Origin of the sequence: Flavobacterium sp., from assembly GCF_029945805.1 — a bacterium.
In the GTDB taxonomy this organism is placed as follows: Bacteria; Bacteroidota; Bacteroidia; order Flavobacteriales; family Flavobacteriaceae; genus Flavobacterium.
In genome coordinates this window covers 33,006-54,468 of sequence record NZ_JAQSDH010000045.1, presented here as the reverse complement: position 1 = coordinate 54,468, position 21,463 = coordinate 33,006, and the positions used below count along the sequence as shown (strand labels likewise).

The following is a 21,463-nucleotide window of genomic DNA, read 5'->3' as shown; positions in this document are numbered from 1 at the left end:
TTTATACGCCCAAAAATGAATAAATCATTTTACCTTTTGCTGCTTTTTTCATCTTTTTCATTTGCACAAAACATCCGTTTTGAAGGTGTCGTTCAAGACAATGACAAAGCGCCACTTGAAATGGCAAACGTGATGGCAATCAACCAAGGCACGAAAGGGATGGATGCCTATGCGATTACCAACGATAAAGGAAAATTCATCCTTAATTTAAAGCCAAATGCTACTTACACTATCAAGTTGAGTTATCTTGGAATGCAAAATAAGGAAATAACCGTAATTACAAAAACGGAAAACATTACTGAAAACATAACGTTAGAAAGTGGCGGAATTGAACTCGAAGGCGTTGAAATTGTTCGCGAAATGCCTGTTTCTATAAAAGGTGATACCATTGTTTACAATGCCGATTCTTTTAAAAATGGCACCGAAAGAAAACTGGAAGATGTTTTAAAAAAACTGCCCGGAGTTGAAGTAAACGCTGATGGCGAGATAGAAGTGGAAGGCAAAAAAGTCTCAAAATTGATGGTTGAAGGCAAGGATTTTTTTGATGGCGATACCAAACTTGGGGTAAAAAATATTCCTGCCGATGCTATTGATAAAATTCAAGTACTCCGAAATTATAATGAAAATTCAATTTTAAAAGGCGTTGAAAACAATCAAGATAATTTGGCCATGAACATCAAACTTAAAAGTGGAAAGAAAAGCTTTTGGTTTGGTGATGTTACCGCCGGCGGAGGAATGGATGATAAAAATAAGTTCGATCGCTTTATCATTAATCCAAAACTTTTTTATTACAATCCAAAATACAGTATCAATGTAATTTCTAATTTCAATAATATCGGTGAACTGCCCTTAACGGTGCAAGATTATTTTAAATTCACTGGCGGATTTAGAAATATGATGTCCAAAGGGGGTTCTAATTTCAATGTCTCCAGTAATAATTTAGGGATTTCATTATTGCGAAATAACAGGGCAAAGGAAATTGACACCAAATTTGGGGCGACCAACTTTTCTTATAATCCAACAAAAACATGGACCTTGAGTGGCTTTGCAATTGTGTCCTCTTCCGTAACTGATACGGAAACAATCACGAATACTAATTTTTTAAAACCTAATTCAACCGAAGTTGCTTCGACCCAAAACACGAATCAAATAGCAAATCAAAACAGCAATTTGGCTTTGGTAAAATTAAGTTCATTGTATAAGCCAAATGCTTATTTTCAAATGGACTACGATATTTTGAGTAGATTTTCAAATCAAGATGAAAACAATTCTTTGTTGAGAGAAGTTATAGATGAAAATAGTAATTCAAATACTGAAAATATTTTAAGTACTAGAAATCAGAATCCAATAACGATAAACCAGAATTTAAGTTTTTATTATACGCCTACTTCTAAGCATATTTTTGCATTTGAAATGCAACATTTGTATCAAGAAGAAGATCCGTTTTACAATGCCAATTTACAGACACAACCGTTTAATTTGTCCGGTTATATTTCGGGTCAAAATAGAAATGACATCAATCAAGAGCGTTTTGTAAAAACTAATAAACTAGACGCCAAATTAGATTATTACTACGTGCTAACGCCAAAAAGCAATATCAATGTAACACTCGGAAATACAAATTCATATCAAAACTTTAATTCAAAGATTTTTCAGCTATTAGATAACGAATCTGTAAATGATTTAAATAATCCAGAAAACAAAAACGACGTCACTTACAGATTTAATGATGCTTTTATAGGGCTGCATTATAAGATATTGACCGGAAAATTTACATTTACACCAGGTTTCAGTGTTCATAACTATTCTTTGGATAACGAACAGTTAAGCAGCAACTATAAATTAAATTTCAATAGAATTCTTCCTGATTTCTTAGCGATTTATCAAATTAAAAAAGCAGAGTCGTTAACCTATAATTTTTCATTTAACAACAATTTTTCAGATATTAATAATTTGGCCGAAGGTTTTGTGTTGAATAATTACAACAGCTTATCCAGAGGAAACAGACTACTGGAAAACTCCATTCAACAATCCCATTCATTACGCTATTTTAAATACAACATGTTCAATTTTGAGAATATTACAGCTTTTGCCAGTTATGATAGATCTGTTGACGCTATTAAAAACAGGGCATTGTTTAATAATGTAAATCAAGTTTCATCCCCATTTAATTCTCAGTTTGCAGACGAAAGCATTTCAGGCTTGTTAAGATACGGAAGATCATTTTTTAAATATTACAAAGCTTCATTGAGCGCTAATTTGAACTGGTCAAAATTTAATAATATTCAAGTGGACCGATTTACGTTTCAGGATGTTTTAATCACCAATGAAAGTTTTACCCAAAACTATAACTTAACCGCTTCAACTAATTTTAAAGACTATCCAAATATTGAAGTAGGGTATGGCTATTCTGTAAATCAATATCCAAACGACACTTTTTTTACCGACAGGCCAAATGTGAAATTGGATTATTTTTTCTTGAAAAGTTTTTCGTTTGTGAGTGAATACGAATACTTTCATTATTACAACAATGACAAATCAGTTGAAAACGAGTACGATTTTCTGTCAGCAAGTTTGATTTTCCAAAAAACAAAAGACAGTCATTGGGAATATAAAGCGAGTGTAACCAATTTGCTAAATACAAAAGTTTTAAAAGACAATAGTTTCTCCCAATTTGCTACCAGTGACTCGCAATACACCATTCAACCTCGCTATTTAATAGTTAGTTTGAAGTACAATCTATAAAACTAAAAACCAGCTCATTGAGCTGGTTTTTTTATAATTAAGGGTTTCAGATGTTACAATCCGAAAGCCGCTTTTACTTGAGCTACATAATCTAATTTTTCCCAAGTAAACAACTCAACAGTTACGGTTTTTGGAGCGCCGTTTGGTAATTGAAAAGTTTTAGTAACCGTTTCTGGTTTTCTTCCCATGTGACCATAAGCAGCAGTTTCACTGTAAATTGGATTTCTCAATTTCAAACGTTGTTCTATAAAGTACGGACGCATATCAAATACGTTCTCAACCACTTTACTAATTTCGCCATCAGTCATGTTCACTTTTGAAGTTCCATAAGTTACTACGTTGATCGAAGTTGGTTTTGCCACTCCAATAGCATAGGAAACTTGAACTAAAATTTCATCACATACTCCTGCAGCAACTAGGTTTTTAGCGATATGTCTTGTCGCATAAGCAGCACTTCTATCCACTTTACTCGGATCTTTTCCAGAGAAAGCGCCACCACCATGAGCTCCTTTTCCACCATACGTATCCACAATAATTTTTCGCCCTGTTAAACCGGTATCTCCGTGTGGACCACCAATAACAAATTTTCCAGTTGGGTTGATGTGATACGTAATTTTGTCGTTAAATAAATGAACGTATTGAGGATATTTTGCCTTAACTCTTGGAATCAAAATTGAAACTAAATCGGATTTAATTTTAGCTAACATTTCAGCTTCAGCGGCAAAATCATCATGCTGCGTAGAAATTACAATGGCATCAATTCGAACCGGTTTGTTATCATCAGAATACTCTAAAGTAACTTGAGATTTTGCATCCGGACGCAAATAGGTTATTTCTTTATTTTCTCTTCTTAAGTTGGCCAATTCAATCAACAAAGCATGAGATAAATCTAAAGCCAAAGGCATGTAGTTCTCCGTTTCATTAGTTGCATAACCAAACATCATTCCTTGGTCACCAGCACCTTGCTCTTCTTTGCTCGCTCTGTCTACACCTTGATTAATATCAGCAGACTGCTCGTGAATCGCAGAAAGTACACCACAAGAATCCGCTTCAAACATATACTCACTTTTAGTATATCCAATCTTTCGGATTACTTCTCTTGCAATTTGCTGTACATCAAGATACGTACTTGATTTTACTTCTCCAGCCAAAATTACCTGACCCGTAGTTACTAAAGTTTCGCAAGCCACTTTCGAATCAGCGTCAAAAGCCAAAAAGTTATCAATTAATGCATCAGAAATTTGGTCTGCAACTTTGTCTGGATGTCCTTCACTCACTGACTCCGACGTAAATAAATATGCCATAACTATAGTTTAATTTTTATGCTGAATTTAGTTCAGCATCTGTTATTTTAATTAGTGTAAAAAGAAAAAAAGTGGATTGCAAGGGTACTAAAGGAGAGTTGCTGCTTTAGCATTTTTTTAACGAGGTTGCAATCAGTTCAAATTTTTCCTCTTATTATTCTCGAGTGCAAATGTATAAAATGTAATTGAATTTCAAATTATTCTAACTTATTTTTTAGTATTCTAAAAAAACTGTTGCAAAATAAATTTCTATGTCATTACTTTGCAGTGTTCATAAATTTATTGCTTGTTATCACGAAAGCTGGAGGGAATAGACCCGTTGAAAGCTTAGCAACCCTTTACCAAAAGAAGGTGCTACATTCTAGTCCGAATTTATTCAGACAAAGATAACCCCGAGAAATTCTTCTCACTTTCCACGATAACCTATATTTTTTTAAGAACCTTCTGAATTTTCAGAAGCTAATCCTGCTGTACGCTATATCTTTTTTGTTTTGTCACCCTGAGCGCAGTCGAAGGGCTTTTTCTAAAACAAAAAAGGATGCCGCTTCCATCAGGGCTAAAAAACTCTGTGTATCTCTGTGAAATTAATATTTATGTCAAAAATTCAACAAGCAATCCAACAACGAATCTTAGTCCTCGACGGAGCTATGGGAACCATGTTGCAACGCTACAACTTCTCAGAAGAAGATTTCCGAGGAGAACGATTCAAAGATTTTCCACATCCATTAAAAGGGAATAACGACTTACTTTCTATCACACAACCCGAAGCGGTTAAGCAAGTCCACCGTTTGTATTTTCAGGCGGGTGCCGATATTGTTGAAACCAATACATTCTCAGGAACCACAATAGGAATGTCCGATTATCACTTAGAAGATTTGGTATACGAACTAAACTACCAATCTGCCAAAATCGCGCGTGAAGTTGCCGACGAATTCACCGATAAACCGCGTTTTGTAGCCGGTTCCATCGGACCAACCAACCGAACCGCATCCATGTCTCCCGATGTAAATGACCCTGGATTTCGTGCCGTAACTTTTGACGATTTGCGAATCGCTTACAAACAGCAAGTAGAAGCCTTAATAGACGGCGGTTGCGATGTTTTATTAGTGGAAACTATTTTCGACACCTTAAACGCCAAAGCAGCACTTTTCGCTATCGAAGAAGTAAAAGAAGAACGCAATATCGATATTCCAGTAATGGTTTCCGGAACAATTACCGATGCTTCAGGAAGAACACTTTCAGGCCAAACCGTAGAAGCATTTTTAATTTCTATTGCGCACATCGACTTGTTAAGTATTGGTTTCAATTGTGCCTTGGGTGCCGATCAATTAAAACCGTATTTAAAACGATTAGCTCATAATACACAACTCAATATTTCAGCGCATCCAAATGCTGGTTTACCCAACGCCTTCGGACAATACGACCAAACACCAGAAGAAATGCAGACTTTAATCAAAGAATATTTAAAAGATGATTTAATAAACATCATCGGCGGTTGTTGCGGAACAACTCCAGAACATATAAAATTAATCGCAGAAGCTGCAGCGCAATTCAAACCAAGAAAAATAGAAACAATAATTTACCCTTAATGAATCTTAATTTCTTAATGGTTCAAAATAAAAGTAAAAACAAGCCGAGAGTACTACGTGTCTCGCAATGAAAATATGCCAAGAACAAATAAAATAAATTTACAGTTATCTGGTTTAGAGCCACTTTTCGTTAACGAGGAATCCATTTTCGTGAATGTTGGCGAACGAACCAATGTAACGGGTTCCCGTAAATTTCTGCGTTTAATAAAAGAAGAAAAATACAATGAAGCGCTTTCGGTTGCTAGAGAACAGGTGGAAGGCGGCGCCCAAATCATCGACATCAATATGGACGAAGGAATGTTGGACGGCGTTTATGCGATGACTAAATTCCTTAATTTAATCGCAGCTGAACCCGATATCGCCAGAGTTCCAGTTATGGTTGACAGTTCCAAATGGGAAATTATCGAAGCCGGACTTAAAGTGATTCAAGGAAAAGGTGTTGTCAATTCTATTTCATTAAAAGAAGGAGAAGCAACCTTCATTCATCATGCCAAATTGGTAAAGCGATATGGCGCTGCCGTAATTGTTATGGCTTTTGATGAAAATGGTCAAGCTGATACTTATGAAAGACGTATAGAAATTTGCAAAAGAAGTTATGATATTCTGGTGAATGTTGTGAAATTCCCAGCACAAGACATCATTTTTGATCCCAATATTTTTCCAGTGGCAACCGGAATGGACGAACACAAACTAAACGCATTAGATTTTTTCAGAGCTACAAAATGGATTCGTGAAAATCTTCCATTTGCTAATATTTCTGGAGGCGTAAGTAACGTTTCGTTCTCGTTTCGAGGCAATGACAAAGTACGCGAAGCCATGCATTCGGCATTTTTATATCATGCGATTCAAAACGGAATGACGATGGGAATTGTAAATCCGGAAATGCTCGAAATTTATGATGAAATAGATAAAAATTTACTGGAACACGTCGAAGATGTTTTGCTGAATAGAAGAGAAGATGCCACGGAAAGATTGTTGGATTTAGCTGAAACCTTCAAAGGCGATTTTAAAGTCAATGAAAAAGCAATTCAAGAATGGCGAAGCGGCACAATTCAAGAACGATTAACCCATTCCTTAGTAAAAGGAATTGACGAATTTATCGAAATTGATGTTGAAGAAGCACGTTTAAATTCTGAAAAAGCAATCGAAGTTATCGAAGTCAATCTGATGGCTGGAATGAATGTGGTTGGCGATTTATTTGGAAGCGGAAAAATGTTTTTGCCTCAAGTCGTAAAATCGGCTCGAGTAATGAAAAAAGCAGTGGCTTATTTGTTGCCATTTATAAGCCCCCCAAACCCCGAAGGGGGAGTTAAAACCTCACAACATTGGCAGACTGCAAATCCATACAATTATGGGTTGTTGAAGAAATTTGCTTTTGATATGAGAAACAAACCAACGGATGCCGAACAAATATTATGGAATGTTTTGAGCAACAAAGGAATTGATGGGTATAAGTTTAGAAGACAACACATAGTAGGAAATTATATAGCCGATTTTATATGTTTAAAACAAAATTTAATTATTGAGGTTGATGGGTCTATTCATCAATTGCCAGAAAATATAGTAAGTGATGCTGAAAGAACTAAATGGCTTCTGAGCGAAGGATATAGAGTTATAAGGTTCAAAAATAACGAAGTTTTATTTGAGCTTGAAAAGGTTATAACTAAAATATCCGCCAACTTGGTAGCTCCCCCTTCGGGGGCGGGGGGGGCAGGAAAAGTCTTAATGGCAACCGTAAAAGGCGATGTGCATGATATTGGAAAAAATATTGTAGCCGTAGTTTTGGGTTGTAATAATTTCGAAATCATTGATTTGGGTGTTATGGTTCCGCCAGAAAAAATTATTGCGGCAGCTATTGAACATAATGTGGATATTATTGGTTTAAGCGGATTGATTACGCCATCGCTTGACGAAATGGTATATCTCGCCAAAGAAATGGACAAACTAAACATCAAAATTCCCATTATGATTGGTGGTGCAACCACTTCGCGAGCGCATACCGCTGTGAAAATTGCACCCGAATACAAACAAACCGTAGTTCACGTAAACGATGCTTCACGTGCGGTAACTGTTGCGAGTAATTTGCTGCAAGCAGAAACTAAAGGAAGTTATGTAAAAGCCATTCGGGAGGAATATGACAAATTACGGGAAGGTTATTTGAACAGAAGTCGCGATAAAAATTATTTGTCGATTGAACAAGCACGTAAAAATAAAAATAAGTTGGATTGGGATACTTTCACGCCAATAAAACCAAATTTCATCGGAACAAAAACGATTGAAGTTGAACTTTCAGAGTTAGTTGATTTTATTGATTGGACACCTTTTTTCAGTTCATGGGAATTGTACGGAAAATATCCGGCGATTTTAACAGATGCCGTTGTAGGCGAACAAGCGACGAGTTTATTTGCCGATGCTCAAGAAATGATGAGCCAAATAGTTCATGAAAAATGGTTAATCGCTAAAGGAATTGTCGGAATATTTCCAGCGAATACAGTAAACGACGACGATATTGAAATTGGCACACTGAGCGCAGTCGAAGTGCCTTCAATAACTAAATTCCTGACTTTAAGACAACAATCCCAAAAAACAGCAGGTGCACCAAACATTGCCTTGGCGGATTTTATCGCACCAAAAGACAGCGGAATACAAGATTACATCGGATGTTTTTGCGTTACCACAGGTTTTGGTGTGGATGAAAAAGCAGCGAAATTTGAAGAAGCATTAGACGATTACAATTCCATTTTAGTAAAAGCATTGGGCGACCGTTTAGCCGAAGCGTTTGCTGAATATTTACACCTAAAAGTTCGTAAAGAAATTTGGGGTTATGCAGCTGACGAACATTTATCAAATAGTGACTTAATTGCTGAAGAATATAAAGGAATTAGACCTGCGCCAGGTTATCCGGCATGTCCAGACCATTTAGAGAAACCAACGATTTGGAAATTATTAAACGTTGAACAAGAAATAGGAGTAACACTAACCGAAAGCATGGCAATGTGGCCCGCATCATCCGTTTCGGGATATTATTTTGGAAATCCAGAAAGCAAGTATTTTGGTCTCGGAAAAATTAAAGAAGATCAAGTAGTAGATTATGCCAAACGTAGAGGAATTTCTACTGAAATGGCAACAAAATGGCTTTCGCCGAATATAGCAGATTAAAAAAAATGTTTCAAGTTTAAGGTTTCAAGTTCAACGTTAAGAACCTGAAACCTTAAACTTCAAACCTGAAACTTAAAAAAAATGAAAGTAACCCAACATATCCAAAACGCCAACGGAAAACCTTTGTTTTCGTTTGAGATTTTACCGCCTTTGAAAGGCCAAAACATCCAGTCGATTTTTGATAGCATTGATCCGTTGATGGAATTCAATCCACCATTTATTGACGTCACCTATCATCGTGAAGAGTATGAATACAAAGAATTGCCTAGCGGATTATTGCAAAAGAAAATTGTAAAAAAACGACCAGGAACGGTTGGTATTTGTGCTGGAATTCAGAATAAATATTCGGTTGATGCTATTCCGCATATTTTATGTGGCGGCTTTACGAAGGAAGATACTGAGAATTTACTAATTGATTTGGATTTTTTAGGAATTGACAATGTGGTTGCGCTTCGGGGGGATGCTGTGAAAAGCGAAACTTATTTCAAAGCCGAAAAGGAAGGAAATCAATTTGCCAGTGAACTGGTTACTCAAATTTCGAACTTGAATAACGGAATTTATTTGGATGAAGATTTGCAAAATTCAACGAAAACGAATTTTTGTATCGGAGTTTCGGGTTATCCCGAGAAACACATGGAAGCTCCGAGTTTGGATAGCGATATTCATTTTTTGAAAGAAAAAATCAGAAATGGTGCAGAATATATAATCACACAAATGTTTTTTGACAATAAGAAGTTCTTTGATTTTGTGGATAAATGTCGGAAAGCTGGAATTACGGTTCCGATTATTCCGGGGTTGAAACCTATTGCTACGAAGAAACAACTGAATTTGATTCCGCACCGGTTTTCTTTAGAATTACCTGATGATTTGATTATGGCTGTAGTGAAGGCACAAGATAATGACCATGTGAAACAAATCGGAATCGAATGGTGTACGCAACAAAGTAAGGAGTTGGTTGCGGCTGGAATTCCTGTGCTACATTACTATTCAATGGGAAAAGCGGAGAATATTAAGGCGATTGCAAAAGAGGTTTTTTAGTCCTTTGACTGCACTCTGAGTGACAAGGGGTTTTGATTGGGTTTAGCGTTGATTTAAGTACCTAAATTTCACAAAAGATAAATCCAGACTAGCCCTGATTGGAGTGAAAATCATCTTTGTTAAAGTCTAAAACTTTGACAAAGATAGGGTAGCGGAAAGCAGGAATAAAGAGAACTAAAATGCCCGAGCCGTTCGCTCCTAAAGATATTCCATTATATTTGTGCGCTTTTAAGTTTTAGGATGAAGAATTTTTTCTGTATTTTTTTATTGATATCTGGCTGTGTATTTGCGCAGCAGAAAGATACTTATGCTGTTGAGCTGTCATTTTTGAGAGGAAATGTATTGCCTCATAGTGAAGATATTTACCATTTAATTAATGGGCATCCGGAAGGGGTAACGGTTAGTTTTTTGAATAAAACGCACGGTAGTGAAGAGTGGCAAAAAGTATATGATTTTCCTGATTACGGTGGTTATTTTATGTACCAAGATTTTAAAAGTCCACAACTTGGCGAAGTATATGCTGTAGGCGTGTTGTACAATTTTTATTTTCTGAACCGTCATTTGCAACTGCGTTTGGCAGAAGGTCTTGCGGTGACTACAAATCCGTATAATAAGGTTGAGAACAGCAAGAATAAGGCTTTTGGTACGCGTGTTTTAGATAATACGAATATTGGATTGAGTTATACGAATCAAAATTTGTTCAAGCATATCGGAATCAATGCGGGAGTGATGTTTACTCATTTTTCTAACGGACGCGTGAAATCACCGAACAGCGGCATCAATACGTATATGTTGAGCGCTGGTTTGAATTATAACTTTGCTGAGGAACGAAGTATCAAGAATGATACAACTAAAACCGATTTCAAAAATTATCGTCAGCCTATTCATTACAATTTTGTTTTTAGAACGGGTGTCAATGAGAGTCCAATTATTCGAAGTGGACAGAAACCTTTTTACCACTTGGGATTTTATGCGGATAAGAGGTTGAACCGAAAATCGGGTTTGCAATTAGGAGCCGATTTATTTCTGACCAATTCGTTTAAAGATTATATTAAATATTACTCAGTTGCTTATCCTGAATTTAATTCCGATCCCAATATAGATTACAAACGTGTCGGCATTTTTGGCGGATATGAATTATTTATCAATAGAATTTCGCTCAACGCGCAGTTGGGTTATTATGTGTATCAACCGTTTAAAAAAGATACTGTGATATATGATAGAGTTGGAATGAACTATTATATTTCAAACAGGATTTTTGCTTCTTTTGCGATTAAAACGCATTTGTTTTTGGCCGAAGCTTTAGAGTTTGGTGTAGGTTACCGATTATAAAAAGTGTTATGAAAAAGAGTTTTATAGTGATAGTGCTATTTTTGGTTTTTGCCTCGTGTGAAAAGCCAAGTGATTGTATAGAAAGCCTCGGTGTTACGGTTACTAAAGATGTTCCTGTGACGGCATTTAAGCGCATAAAAGTCTTTAAAGGAATTGAAGTTGTCATTACTCAAGGCGCTAATTATCAGGTTCAGATTCAAGCCGGTTCGAATTTCATAGATAATGTTCAGGTAAAACAAATTGGAGATCAACTCATTTTTAAAGATGAAACGAGTTGTAATTGGGTGCGTGAATCGGGACAGACTAAAATTTTAATTACAACGCCAACATTAGAAGAGATTTATTCAAAAACAGATCGAAATATTAGTTCGAATGGTGTTTTGAGTTTTCCAAATTTGGTAATTACAGCTTTTGATAAAGATGCGGATGGCGAAAGTGGTGCAGGAACGGGCGATTTTTTAATGAATTTGGATACCAATTCCATTACGATAAACAATAACAATGTTTCCCGATTTTTTCTTTCAGGTCAGACTAATACGGCAAGCTTTAATTTTTATTTTGGCGATGGCCGAATAGAAGCCGAAAACTTAATTGCACAAAATATAACCGTTTACCATCGTGGATCAAACGATATGATGGTGTTTCCGATTCAGAGTATTACCGGAGTTTTAAACAGCACTGGAAATCTTGTTTTGAAAAATGTGCCGCCACTAGTTGAGGTTCAGCAGTTGTATAATGGTAGTGTTGTTTACCCGTAAAAAAGTATTCAGTGTTCAGTTTTTAGTAATCAGTTAAAGTGAGTTTCTAATTTCTAACTTCTAATTTCTAATTTCTAATTTCTGCCTTCTGAACTCTATTTCTTCTTCGTTTTTTCCCTAAATATCTCTTCTAAATTCTTGCTTTTCGAACTGATTTGAAGTGTTTTCAATCCGTTATCATGAGCAAAGTCAAATACTTTTGGACGCATGTCTTCTTCGGTAGAGAAGGTTAATGTCCAAAGATTGTCTGTTGTGTTACTGAACGTTTTAATATTTGGGAAGTTTGCTAATAATGATTCATCGATTTTTTTGTCGAATTCTACTTCGATGATTTGCTCCGTTTCTTCAGAAACCAATTTATCTAGTTTTTTATCGGTAACAATTTTTCCGTGGTCAATGATGATTACGCGGTCGCAAATCGCTTCCACTTCCTGCATGATGTGTGTAGAAAGGAAAACGGTTTTGTCTTTACCCACATTCTTAATCACATTTCTTATTTCTACCAATTGATTCGGATCTAAACCTGTTGTGGGTTCGTCCAAAATCAAAACATCGGGATTGTGAAGTAAGGCTGTTGCTAATCCAACACGCTGACGGAATCCTTTTGATAATTGCCCGATTTTCTTATGGCTTTCGGATGCTAAACCCGTTAGTTGGATTACCTCTTCAATTCGGGATTTCGAGACCTTATATACATCGGCATTAAAAGCCAGATATTCTCTCACATATAAATCAAGATATAACGGATTGTGTTCGGGAAGATAGCCCACTGAAAGTTGCACGGCTTTTTGATTTTCAGTTACATCACTTCCGTTTACTTTTGCAGTACCTTCATCGGCATTAATAAAAGTGGTCAATATTTTCATTAAAGTAGATTTTCCGGCGCCATTTGGACCAAGAAAACCAACAATTTCTCCTTTTTTAACCGAAAAGGAAATGTTGTCTAAGGCTTTTTGGGTACCGTAACTTTTTGAAACATTCTGAACTTCTATTGACATAATGGAACTATTTAAAGCAAATGTAAACAGAAAAAATGGTGTGTCCGTAATTTTTAGATTTCCTGTAACTTTATTTTAATTTTTGATTCTTACTTTTACAACTAAACCAATCTAGAACGATGAAAAAAATTGTCTTCCTATTGCTATTGTCGGGATCTGTAATCAATGCGCAGAAAAAGGCTGCTATTCATAACTCAGAAATTATCCGAATTGAAACAACACTAGCTTCTGATGAAATGCAGGGCAGAAAAGTTTTTACGGCCGGTATTGATTCCGCTTCAGCATTCATCGAAAGAGAATTTACCAAAGTTGGTCTGGACTATTATAAAGAATTGAAAAACTACAGACAAGAATTCACTTCAAGAAATCAAAGTGCCAATAATGTCATCGGAATACTTTTAGGAAAATCAAAACCGAATGAATATGTTGTTTTTTCTGCGCATTACGACCATTTAGGAACTGAGCAAGAAGGCAAGGATAAGGTGTATAATGGGGCGAATGATGATGCTTCTGGTGTTACTGCTGTAATTGCTTTGGCAAACTATTTCAAGGTTTTGGATAGTAACGAACGCACTATTATTTTTGTTGCTTTTACTGCTGAAGAAATAGGTGGATATGGTTCGAAGTTTTTTTCTAAGAATATAAATCCAGATGAGGTTGTTGCCATGTTTAACATAGAAATGATTGGAACCGAAAGTAAATGGGGCAAAAATTCGGCTTATGTAACAGGTTTTGAAAAATCTGATTTTGGCACACTTTTACAAAAAAATTTGAAAGGAACTAATTTCAACTTTTACGAAGATCCTTATCCTCAGGAAAATCTTTTTTACCGTTCTGACAACGCTACTTTGGCCGCTTACGGTGTTCCGGCCCATACTATTTCAACATCAAAAATGGATTCAGAAGCCAATTACCATCAGCTAAGCGATGAAGTTTCGACTTTAGATTTAGATAATATGACCGAAATAATTAAAGCGATTGCCATCAGTTCTGAAAGTATCATTAAAGGCGAAGACACGCCGAGACGAGTGGAAAAGCGATAGAAAGCACTTTTTACGCAATCGATAGCGTCCCAAGGCATGTGACCGAAAAGAATGAAGTCATTTGTTTGCAATCAAATAGTAAACACAAAGTTTAAAGGATATCCGATTTTAGCTTTGCGTTATTTAAGAAAAAATACAAGAGATAGTCCACAGATTTTCGGTAAAAGACACTAATTTTGCAGGAGAAAAAGCCCTATGAATATTACACAAGAAAACAGAAAATGGTTAGACGATTTCAAATTAAGTCATCCACTAGTAATTGCCGGACCATGCAGCGCTGAGACGGAAGAGCAAGTTTTAAAAATCGCACACGAATTAAAGAATTCAGATGTTAGTATTTTCCGTGCTGGAATATGGAAACCAAGAACGCGTCCGGGCGGATTTGAAGGTGTTGGAGCAATTGGTTTAAAATGGCTGCAAAAAGCAAAAGCAGAAACTGGCTTGTTGATGGCTACGGAAGTCGCAAATGCTGCTCACGTAAAATTAGCGTTAGAATACGATATCGATGTTCTTTGGATTGGAGCTAGAACAACGGTGAATCCGTTTGCGGTTCAGGAAATTGCAGATGCTTTGGCTGGAACTGATAAAATTGTTTTGGTTAAAAATCCGGTAAATCCAGATTTATCTTTGTGGATTGGCGGTGTAGAGCGTTTGTTCAATGCCGGAATTAAAAAACTAGGTGTAATCCACAGAGGATTTTCGACTTACGAAAAAACAAAATACAGAAACATTCCGGAATGGCAAATTGCGATCGAATTGCAAAGTCGTTTCCCTGATTTACCATTAATTTGCGATCCTTCTCACATTACAGGGAGAAGAGATATGATTCAGGAAGTATCGCAACAAGCATTGGATTTGAATTATGACGGATTAATTATTGAAACGCACACCGATCCTGATAACGCTTGGAGTGATGCCGCACAACAGGTTACACCAACTGTTTTAAAACAGATTTTTGAAGATTTAAAAGTAAAAAAAATATCTACAGAAGATGGTGACTACAACACAGGCATGATAAAACTAAGAGCGAACATTGATATAGCGGATAGTAAATTGTTGGAAATTTTAGGGAACAGAATGAAAGTTGCCGAACAAATTGGAGCGCTGAAAAAAGAAAAAAATGTAGCTGTTTTGCAAAATAAACGCTGGAATGAAATTTTAGGTAAAATGATTTTGGATGGCGATGAAAGAGGGCTAAGCGAAGAATTTATTCTTAGAATTTTTAAGGCGATACACCAAGAAAGTATAGCCCATCAGGAGAAAGTTATTAATAGTTGATTTCTTATAGATTAAAATTGAAACCTATGATTTTGTCATGGGTTTTTTTTGTATTATTGCGCAACAATAAAAATAATCTAGTACTAATTTAAATTTAAAAAAAAATAAAAAAAATCATTTTAATCGTTGTGTTTGCACTTGGCTTGAATGTTGCAAACGCACAAACTGACAAAATCTACAAACACAGTGGCGAAATTGTTGACGGAAAGGTCATTCGTCTTGACGAGTACACTATCGTTTTTAAGTATGATGGTGAAGATGCAGAAAACACTATCGGAAAGTATGCGGTAGAGAAAATCGTTTACGGAAAAACAAAAAGACAGGAAGATGTAACTGAAAAAATTGTTATCAATGGTGAAGATGACTGGGAAAAAGTTGTAATCCTTGAAGATAAAGGATATATCGCTGGCTTGAAAAAAGTTGGTGAAGTACGCGGAAAAACAGGCTTGATTAATTTTCAAACTGGAAATACAGGAGATAAAAAAGCAGCTAAAAAATTAAAAATGGATGCTGCTAAAATGGGCTGCCCATTTGTTTTACAAATAGCGGATAAAACAACTGTTGGAGCAAGTTCTAATTCACTAGGTGGTTCGCAAGCTATTAAAACTGGAGTTGCATACAAATACTAAATCTTTTAGTTCTTACTTAAAAAAAGTTGTCAGAAATGGCAACTTTTTTTTGTGGCAATTTTAAATTAAATACCAGTTTCAATTTTTTTACCTTTGCAGAATCTAAATTAAAAAAATGACAGGACTAGTTTATAAATCTACAGGAAGTTGGTATACCGTAAAAACGGAAGACGACCAGTTTTTTGAATGCCGCATTAAAGGGAAATTCCGAATGCAAGGCATCAAAAGTACAAACCCAATTGCTGTTGGTGATGTAGTAGATTTTGATTTGGATGAAAACTCAGATGCTGTTACTGGAACGATTCACAACATTCACGAAAGAAAGAATTACATCGTCAGAAAATCGGTTAATTTATCGAAACAAACGCATATTATTGCTTCGAATATTGATATTGTTTTTTTACTGATTACCATAAATAATCCGCCAACGACTACAAGTTTTATTGACCGATTTTTGGTTACTGCAGAAGCGTACGGAATTGAAGCGGTTCTTGTTTTCAATAAGATTGATACTTTCGATGAAGCAATGGTAGAAGAACAATTGTATTTGCAATATATTTATTCTCAAATTGGTTATAAGTCGTTGAAAGTTTCGGCTATTGGAAATGTGGGATTGGAGGAGTTGAAGCAAATGATGATTGGAAAAGTGAGTATGTTTTCGGGACATTCTGGCGTGGGAAAATCGACTTTAGTCAATGCATTGGAACCCACTTTAAATTTAAAAACCAAAAATATTTCGGAACAAAGCAAGCAAGGACAGCATACCACGACTTTTGCTGAGATGTATGATTTGTCATTTGATGCCCGAATTATTGATACGCCTGGAATAAAAGGTTTCGGAATTGTTGATTTAGAACCCGCAGAAATTAGCGGCTATTTTCCAGAGTTTTTCAAATTGAAAGACCAATGCAAATTCAATAATTGCTTGCACAAAGACGAACCCAATTGTGCTGTCAAGAAAGCATTAGAAGAAAATAAAATCGCTTGGTCGCGTTACAATAGTTATCTCAAAATTCTACAAGGCGACGACGAACATTACCGTCAAGACACGTTTAATGAGGACCGAATTGCGAGTGATGAAACGAGAAAATAGTGTTCAGTAAATAGTCTTTAGTTTAACTGTCACACAGAGCGCAGTCGAAGTGCCATAAAATAAACCTGAATATGAAAGCCGTAATTCAAAGAGTATTTTCCGCTTCAGTTACCATTAATAATCAAATTGTTGCTAACATCCAAAAAGGATTATTAGTTTTGGTCGGATTTGAAGCTGCTGATACCAATGAAGATTTAGATTGGATGGTTTCAAAAATCGCTAATCTTCGTATTTTTAATGATGAAAATCACGTTATGAATTTATCGCTAAAGGATGTTGACGGCGAAATGATAATCGTAAGTCAGTTTACGTTACATGCATCAACTAAAAAAGGCAATCGTCCTTCGTACATAAAAGCCGCAAAACCAGAAATCGCCATTCCGTTATACGAGTCTTTTATCCAAAAAATGGAAAGTGAATTAGGCAAAAAAGTACAAACCGGTCAGTTTGGTGCCGACATGAAAGTTGCCTTGGTAAATGATGGTCCGGTGACTATTATTATCGACACAAAAAACAAAGAGTAAGATCGTTAATTGTAAGTTAATTTTTTATATTTGGAAAAATTACATTTGATGAGAATATCTCTTTTTCCATTACTTTTTCTGTTAATTTCTGTTTCCGTTTTTGGACAAAAATCAGAATATTCCATTTCAAACATTTCCGATAGTTTAAAGCAAAATGCCAATGCCGTGGTGCGTTTGAGTCAGTTAGATGTAACTATTGCTTCTCAAAAGGCGATGACTTATAAGTCGGTTCAAGTGATATCAGTTTTAAATGAATTAGGTTTGATAAATCTTGACTTATCTGAGAATTATGATAAGAATAGAAAAATTACGTCAATAGAAGCTACGGTTTATGATGCTTTTGGCAAATTTTTAAAAACATTCAAAAGAAAAGATTTTAAAGATACTAGCGTTGCCGATGGTGTTTCTATTTTTAATGATAATAGAGCGTTATATTTAGATTATACACCTATAACCTATCCTTTTACTTTAGTTTTTGAAACTACTTTGGAAACCTCAAATACCGCATTTATTCCACCTTGGAGCCCAATGGATGGTTATAATGTGAGTACCGAAACTTCTTTATTGACCATTAATTTCAAAGCTGAATTAAATCTAAAAAATAAAGAAGTTAATTTCTCAGCAAAATATCCAATCTACAAGACGGAAACAGCGTCGTCAATTAGCTACAGCGCAAAAAATTTGGTAGCCAAGAAAAGAGAAGAGCTAAGTCCTGGTTTTACAGATGTTTTCCCGATGGTATATTTTGCGTTAGAAAACTTCCGTTTGGAAAATGTTGACGGAACTGCAACCAACTGGCAAGAATTCGGAAAATGGTATTACAATGCACTTCTAGCTGATACAGAAGAAATTCCGGAGGACACTAAAAATAAGATTAAGCAGTTAGTAGGGAATGAAAAAAATCCGTTAGAAATAGCTAGGATTATTTACAAATATGTTCAAGAAAAAACCAGATATGTTAGTGTTCAAGTGGGTATTGGCGGATGGAAACCTATGTTGGCAAAAGACGTTGATAAGTTGGGCTATGGAGATTGTAAAGCTTTGACAAATTATACGCGTTCCTTATTAAAAGTAGTTGGAGTTCCTTCATATTATACAGTTGTTTATGCGGGAACTAATGAGACAAAAGACCTTCAAGCTGATTTTGCTTCGATTCAAGGAAATCATGTTATTTTGACCTTACCCGTTGAGGATCAATTGATTTGGTTGGAATGCACAAGTCAAATTCAGCCTTTTGGTTTTCAAGGGGATTTTACAGATGATAGAAACGTTTTATTAATAAAGCCAGAAGGCGGAGAAATCGTTAAAACCAAAACGTTCACCGAAAAAGACAATCTGCAGATTATAAAAGGAGCATATCAAATTACTGAAAATGGAGATCTTATTGGGAGTTTAAAAATTTCTTCAAAAGGACTGCAATATGATAATGAGTTTAAGAAGGAAAGAATGAGCAGGGAAGACCAAATCAAATATTATAAAGAACAATTTAGCAACATCAATAATTTGACTATAAAGAAAATTAATTTCAATAATGATTCCAAAACAATTGATTTTACGGAAACTTTGGAGTTGCAAGCAGAAGGATATGCCCAAAATTCAGGAGGAAAGTTAATGTTTGCCCTCAATGCGTTTGATCAAAATTCGTATGTTCCTAAGAAGTATAGAACACGTGAATTTCCGTTTCAAAGAGAACGCGGATATACCAATGAAGACGAGATTGAAATCACGATTCCAGAGGGTTTTGTGGTTGAAGCCAAGCCGAATGGATTAGAACAAGATACGGAGTTTGGATATTATAAAATTGAATTCACTACACTAAGTCCAACCAAAATTTTATGCAAACGAAAATTAGTCCTAAAAAAAGGGATTTACGATAAATCCAAATACGAAAACTTTAGAAAGTTTTTAGAAACCATCGCCAAAACCGACAACTCAAAAGTAGTACTAGCAAAAGCCTAACCTTATGAAAAACATCTTTACCATCTTAATTCTAGGGCTATCCACCGTCGTCTTTTCACAAAATCACGAATTAGGAAAAGTAACTGTTGAAGAACTAAAAGAAAAAGTTTGTCCAACGGATACTTCGGCTGCTGCGGCTGTATTGTTTAATGTTGGAAAAACCTATTTTAACTATTCTGGAGATGATGGATTTGAATTAATAACCGAAATCAGCACCAAAATTAAGGTCTACAAAAAAGAAGGGTACGATTTTGCCAACCATTCCGAAAGAATATATGTTGGTGGTAACGGAAACGAAAAAGTGCTTGTTTCTAGAGGAATAACGTATAATTTAGTTGGAGATAAAATTGAAAAATCTAAATTGAGTAGTGATGGAGAATTCACTGAAAAAGTAAATAAATTTTGGAATAGAAAAAAGATAACTATGCCTAATGTAAAAGTAGGTTCTATCATTGAATACAAAATTACGATTTCATCACCTTATACCTGGAACTTTCCAGAATGGGAATTTCAAAAAGAAATTCCAGTAGGCTATTCAGAGTATTCAGCTCTTATACCTGAATACTTTATTTATAATACGCACATGAAAGGGTATTATGCACCTAAAACTGAAAAATCATCTGCTCAAAGATCAATTAATTTCAGTTATACTGAAGATAAAGTTGGGGGAATGATGTCATCTGCACCAAGAAGAATAAATACATTAATGAATTTTCAAGAAAATAAAGTTACTTATAAACTTGAAAATGTTCCCGCCTTAAAAGATGAAGGATATGTAAATAACATTAGTAATTATCAGTCTAAAATTTCATACGAACGATCAGGAACTAGATTTCCGAATTCACCAAGCCAAAGTTTTAACACCGACTGGGAATCAGTCGCAAAATTAATTTACGATAATGATAATTTTGGTCCCGAATTAATTAAGACGGGTTACTTTGAGAAAGATGTAGATGCTTTGTTGAAAGGAAAAACGTCTTCGGATGAAAAAATAAATCTTATTTTCAACTTCGTAAAATCAAGAATGAATTGGACTAATTTCACTGGAATTACGTGTGATGCAGGAGTTAAAAAAGCATATTTAGATAAGAAAGGAAATGCAGCAGAAATCAACCTTATGCTAACGGCAATTTTGCGTTATGTTGGTTTTGAAGCCAATCCCGTTTTAATTAGTACGCGCTCAAATGGAATTTATTTATATCCAAGTTCATCAGCTTATAATTATGTAATTACTGGACTTGAATTGAATAATCAGATTGTATTATTTGATGCGACTAGTAAATATTCACAAGCCAATATTTTACCCATTCAAGATCTAAATTGGTTTGGTAGAATAATCAGAAAGAACGGAAGTTCAGCAGAGATTAACTTAATGCCGAATACCAATTCAAAAGATGTAATCAGTATCATGGGAAGCATTTCTCCACAAGGCGAAGTCACCGGAAAAATTAGAGAACAATATTTTGATTATAATGCTTTTATTTTCAGACAGAACAACAATGAAATTGCGAAAGACAGCTACATAGAAAAATTAGAAAAGAGACATCAAGGGTTAGAAATTGGGGAATATGATGTTCAGAATAAAAATGATTTATCGCAGCCGGTTGTCGAAAATTATGATTTTAAAGCCACCAATTCTGTTGAGATTATTGGCGATAAAATGTATTTTTCCCCTTTCTTATTTTTTGCTGCAACAGAAAACCTATTCAAGCAAGAAACCCGTGAATATCCTATTGACTTCGTGTATCCAAACCAAGATAAATACAATATCAGTATAAAAATACCAGAAGGCTATGCTGTGGAAACCTTGCCTCAAGCAGCAGCTATTGCAATGCCTGAAAATATGGGAAGTTTAAAATATATTATTTCTAATAACGCAGGTCAAATTCAGGTGCTTTATACGCTTGACATCAATCAGGCTATAATTGGTTCAGAATATTATGAAATATTAAAAGGCTTTTATAAAGAAATAGTAAGCAAACAGACTGAAAAAATCGTGCTTAAAAAAGTATAA

At 35.3% G+C, this 21,463-nt stretch carries 15 protein-coding genes and 1 riboswitch; of the genes, 13 read left to right on the top strand and 2 right to left on the bottom strand.

From position 1 onward, the window contains the following. The first annotated feature begins 15 nt into the window (after positions 1-15). Positions 16-2,745 (top strand): carboxypeptidase-like regulatory domain-containing protein, encoded by a 2,730-nt coding sequence (locus PSU83_RS12655; RefSeq protein ID WP_300589885.1) that lies wholly within the window; start codon positions 16-18, stop codon positions 2,743-2,745. Between the two features lie 53 nt (positions 2,746-2,798). Here PSU83_RS12655 and metK read toward each other — a convergent pair whose 3' ends face one another. Then, on the bottom strand, positions 2,799-4,049 hold the full coding sequence (gene metK, locus PSU83_RS12650; protein WP_300589884.1) for a methionine adenosyltransferase: 1,251 nt from the start codon (positions 4,047-4,049) through the stop codon (positions 2,799-2,801). A gap of 286 nt (positions 4,050-4,335) precedes the next feature. Next, positions 4,336-4,442: riboswitch (SAM riboswitch) on the top strand. 200 nt (positions 4,443-4,642) lie between these two features. On the opposite strand from metK, the gene PSU83_RS12645 reads away from it, so the two are divergent. From PSU83_RS12645 to PSU83_RS12625, 5 genes are all read left to right on the top strand, one after another. Beyond that, positions 4,643-5,638 (top strand): homocysteine S-methyltransferase family protein, encoded by a 996-nt coding sequence (locus PSU83_RS12645; protein ID WP_300589883.1) that lies wholly within the window; start codon positions 4,643-4,645, stop codon positions 5,636-5,638. Between the two features lie 75 nt (positions 5,639-5,713). Next, positions 5,714-8,797 carry a vitamin B12 dependent-methionine synthase activation domain-containing protein gene (locus PSU83_RS12640; RefSeq protein WP_300589882.1) on the top strand — a complete coding sequence of 1,028 codons (3,084 nt, stop codon included), beginning with the start codon at positions 5,714-5,716 and terminating at the stop codon, positions 8,795-8,797. A gap of 81 nt (positions 8,798-8,878) precedes the next feature. Beyond that, complete coding sequence (gene metF / locus PSU83_RS12635) at positions 8,879-9,835, top strand: methylenetetrahydrofolate reductase [NAD(P)H] (protein WP_300589881.1); 957 nt, start codon at positions 8,879-8,881, stop codon at positions 9,833-9,835. A gap of 240 nt (positions 9,836-10,075) precedes the next feature. Beyond that, on the top strand, positions 10,076-11,167 hold the full coding sequence (locus PSU83_RS12630; RefSeq protein ID WP_300589880.1) for an acyloxyacyl hydrolase: 1,092 nt from the start codon (positions 10,076-10,078) through the stop codon (positions 11,165-11,167). 8 nt (positions 11,168-11,175) lie between these two features. Continuing rightward, on the top strand, positions 11,176-11,925 hold the full coding sequence (locus tag PSU83_RS12625; RefSeq protein WP_300589879.1) for a head GIN domain-containing protein: 750 nt from the start codon (positions 11,176-11,178) through the stop codon (positions 11,923-11,925). A gap of 95 nt (positions 11,926-12,020) precedes the next feature. On the opposite strand, the gene gldA is transcribed toward PSU83_RS12625, so the two are convergent. Continuing rightward, a complete protein-coding gene (gene gldA, locus PSU83_RS12620; protein WP_300589877.1) occupies positions 12,021-12,923 on the bottom strand; it encodes a gliding motility-associated ABC transporter ATP-binding subunit GldA in 903 nt (300 codons plus the stop codon). A 119-nt stretch (positions 12,924-13,042) separates the two neighbouring features. On the opposite strand from gldA, the gene PSU83_RS12615 reads away from it, so the two are divergent. The 7 genes from PSU83_RS12615 (at position 13,043) to PSU83_RS12585 (ending at position 21,463) form a co-directional block, all read left to right on the top strand. Beyond that, a complete protein-coding gene (locus PSU83_RS12615; RefSeq protein ID WP_300589876.1) occupies positions 13,043-13,966 on the top strand; it encodes a M20/M25/M40 family metallo-hydrolase in 924 nt (307 codons plus the stop codon). A gap of 195 nt (positions 13,967-14,161) precedes the next feature. Beyond that, on the top strand, positions 14,162-15,244 hold the full coding sequence (locus tag PSU83_RS12610) for a bifunctional 3-deoxy-7-phosphoheptulonate synthase/chorismate mutase type II (RefSeq protein ID WP_300589875.1): 1,083 nt from the start codon (positions 14,162-14,164) through the stop codon (positions 15,242-15,244). A gap of 128 nt (positions 15,245-15,372) precedes the next feature. Next, on the top strand, positions 15,373-15,873 hold the full coding sequence (locus tag PSU83_RS12605; protein ID WP_300589873.1) for a hypothetical protein: 501 nt from the start codon (positions 15,373-15,375) through the stop codon (positions 15,871-15,873). 115 nt (positions 15,874-15,988) lie between these two features. Then, complete coding sequence (gene rsgA / locus PSU83_RS12600; RefSeq protein WP_300589872.1) at positions 15,989-16,966, top strand: ribosome small subunit-dependent GTPase A; 978 nt, start codon at positions 15,989-15,991, stop codon at positions 16,964-16,966. Positions 16,967-17,037: 71 nt separating this feature from the next. After that, positions 17,038-17,490 (top strand): D-aminoacyl-tRNA deacylase, encoded by a 453-nt coding sequence (dtd, locus tag PSU83_RS12595; protein ID WP_300589871.1) that lies wholly within the window; start codon positions 17,038-17,040, stop codon positions 17,488-17,490. A 48-nt stretch (positions 17,491-17,538) separates the two neighbouring features. Further along, positions 17,539-19,449 carry a DUF3857 domain-containing transglutaminase family protein gene (locus PSU83_RS12590; protein WP_300589870.1) on the top strand — a complete coding sequence of 637 codons (1,911 nt, stop codon included), beginning with the start codon at positions 17,539-17,541 and terminating at the stop codon, positions 19,447-19,449. A 4-nt stretch (positions 19,450-19,453) separates the two neighbouring features. Beyond that, positions 19,454-21,463, top strand: coding sequence for a DUF3857 domain-containing protein (locus PSU83_RS12585; protein WP_300589859.1), 2,010 nt, complete (start codon positions 19,454-19,456; stop codon positions 21,461-21,463).

Bases quoted from the DNA above. Each gene is read 5' to 3' on its own strand.
- PSU83_RS12655 (WP_300589885.1), top strand. From the start codon at position 16: ATGAATAAATCATTTTACCTTTTGCTGCTTTTTTCATCTTTTTCATTT.
- metK (WP_300589884.1), bottom strand. From the start codon at position 4,049: ATGGCATATTTATTTACGTCGGAGTCAGTGAGTGAAGGACATCCAGAC.
- PSU83_RS12645 (WP_300589883.1), top strand. From the start codon at position 4,643: ATGTCAAAAATTCAACAAGCAATCCAACAACGAATCTTAGTCCTCGAC.
- PSU83_RS12640 (WP_300589882.1), top strand. From the start codon at position 5,714: ATGCCAAGAACAAATAAAATAAATTTACAGTTATCTGGTTTAGAGCCA.
- metF (WP_300589881.1), top strand. From the start codon at position 8,879: ATGAAAGTAACCCAACATATCCAAAACGCCAACGGAAAACCTTTGTTT.
- PSU83_RS12630 (WP_300589880.1), top strand. From the start codon at position 10,076: ATGAAGAATTTTTTCTGTATTTTTTTATTGATATCTGGCTGTGTATTT.
- PSU83_RS12625 (WP_300589879.1), top strand. From the start codon at position 11,176: ATGAAAAAGAGTTTTATAGTGATAGTGCTATTTTTGGTTTTTGCCTCG.
- gldA (WP_300589877.1), bottom strand. From the start codon at position 12,923: ATGTCAATAGAAGTTCAGAATGTTTCAAAAAGTTACGGTACCCAAAAA.
- PSU83_RS12615 (WP_300589876.1), top strand. From the start codon at position 13,043: ATGAAAAAAATTGTCTTCCTATTGCTATTGTCGGGATCTGTAATCAAT.
- PSU83_RS12610 (WP_300589875.1), top strand. From the start codon at position 14,162: ATGAATATTACACAAGAAAACAGAAAATGGTTAGACGATTTCAAATTA.
- rsgA (WP_300589872.1), top strand. From the start codon at position 15,989: ATGACAGGACTAGTTTATAAATCTACAGGAAGTTGGTATACCGTAAAA.
- dtd (WP_300589871.1), top strand. From the start codon at position 17,038: ATGAAAGCCGTAATTCAAAGAGTATTTTCCGCTTCAGTTACCATTAAT.
- PSU83_RS12590 (WP_300589870.1), top strand. From the start codon at position 17,539: ATGAGAATATCTCTTTTTCCATTACTTTTTCTGTTAATTTCTGTTTCC.
- PSU83_RS12585 (WP_300589859.1), top strand. From the start codon at position 19,454: ATGAAAAACATCTTTACCATCTTAATTCTAGGGCTATCCACCGTCGTC.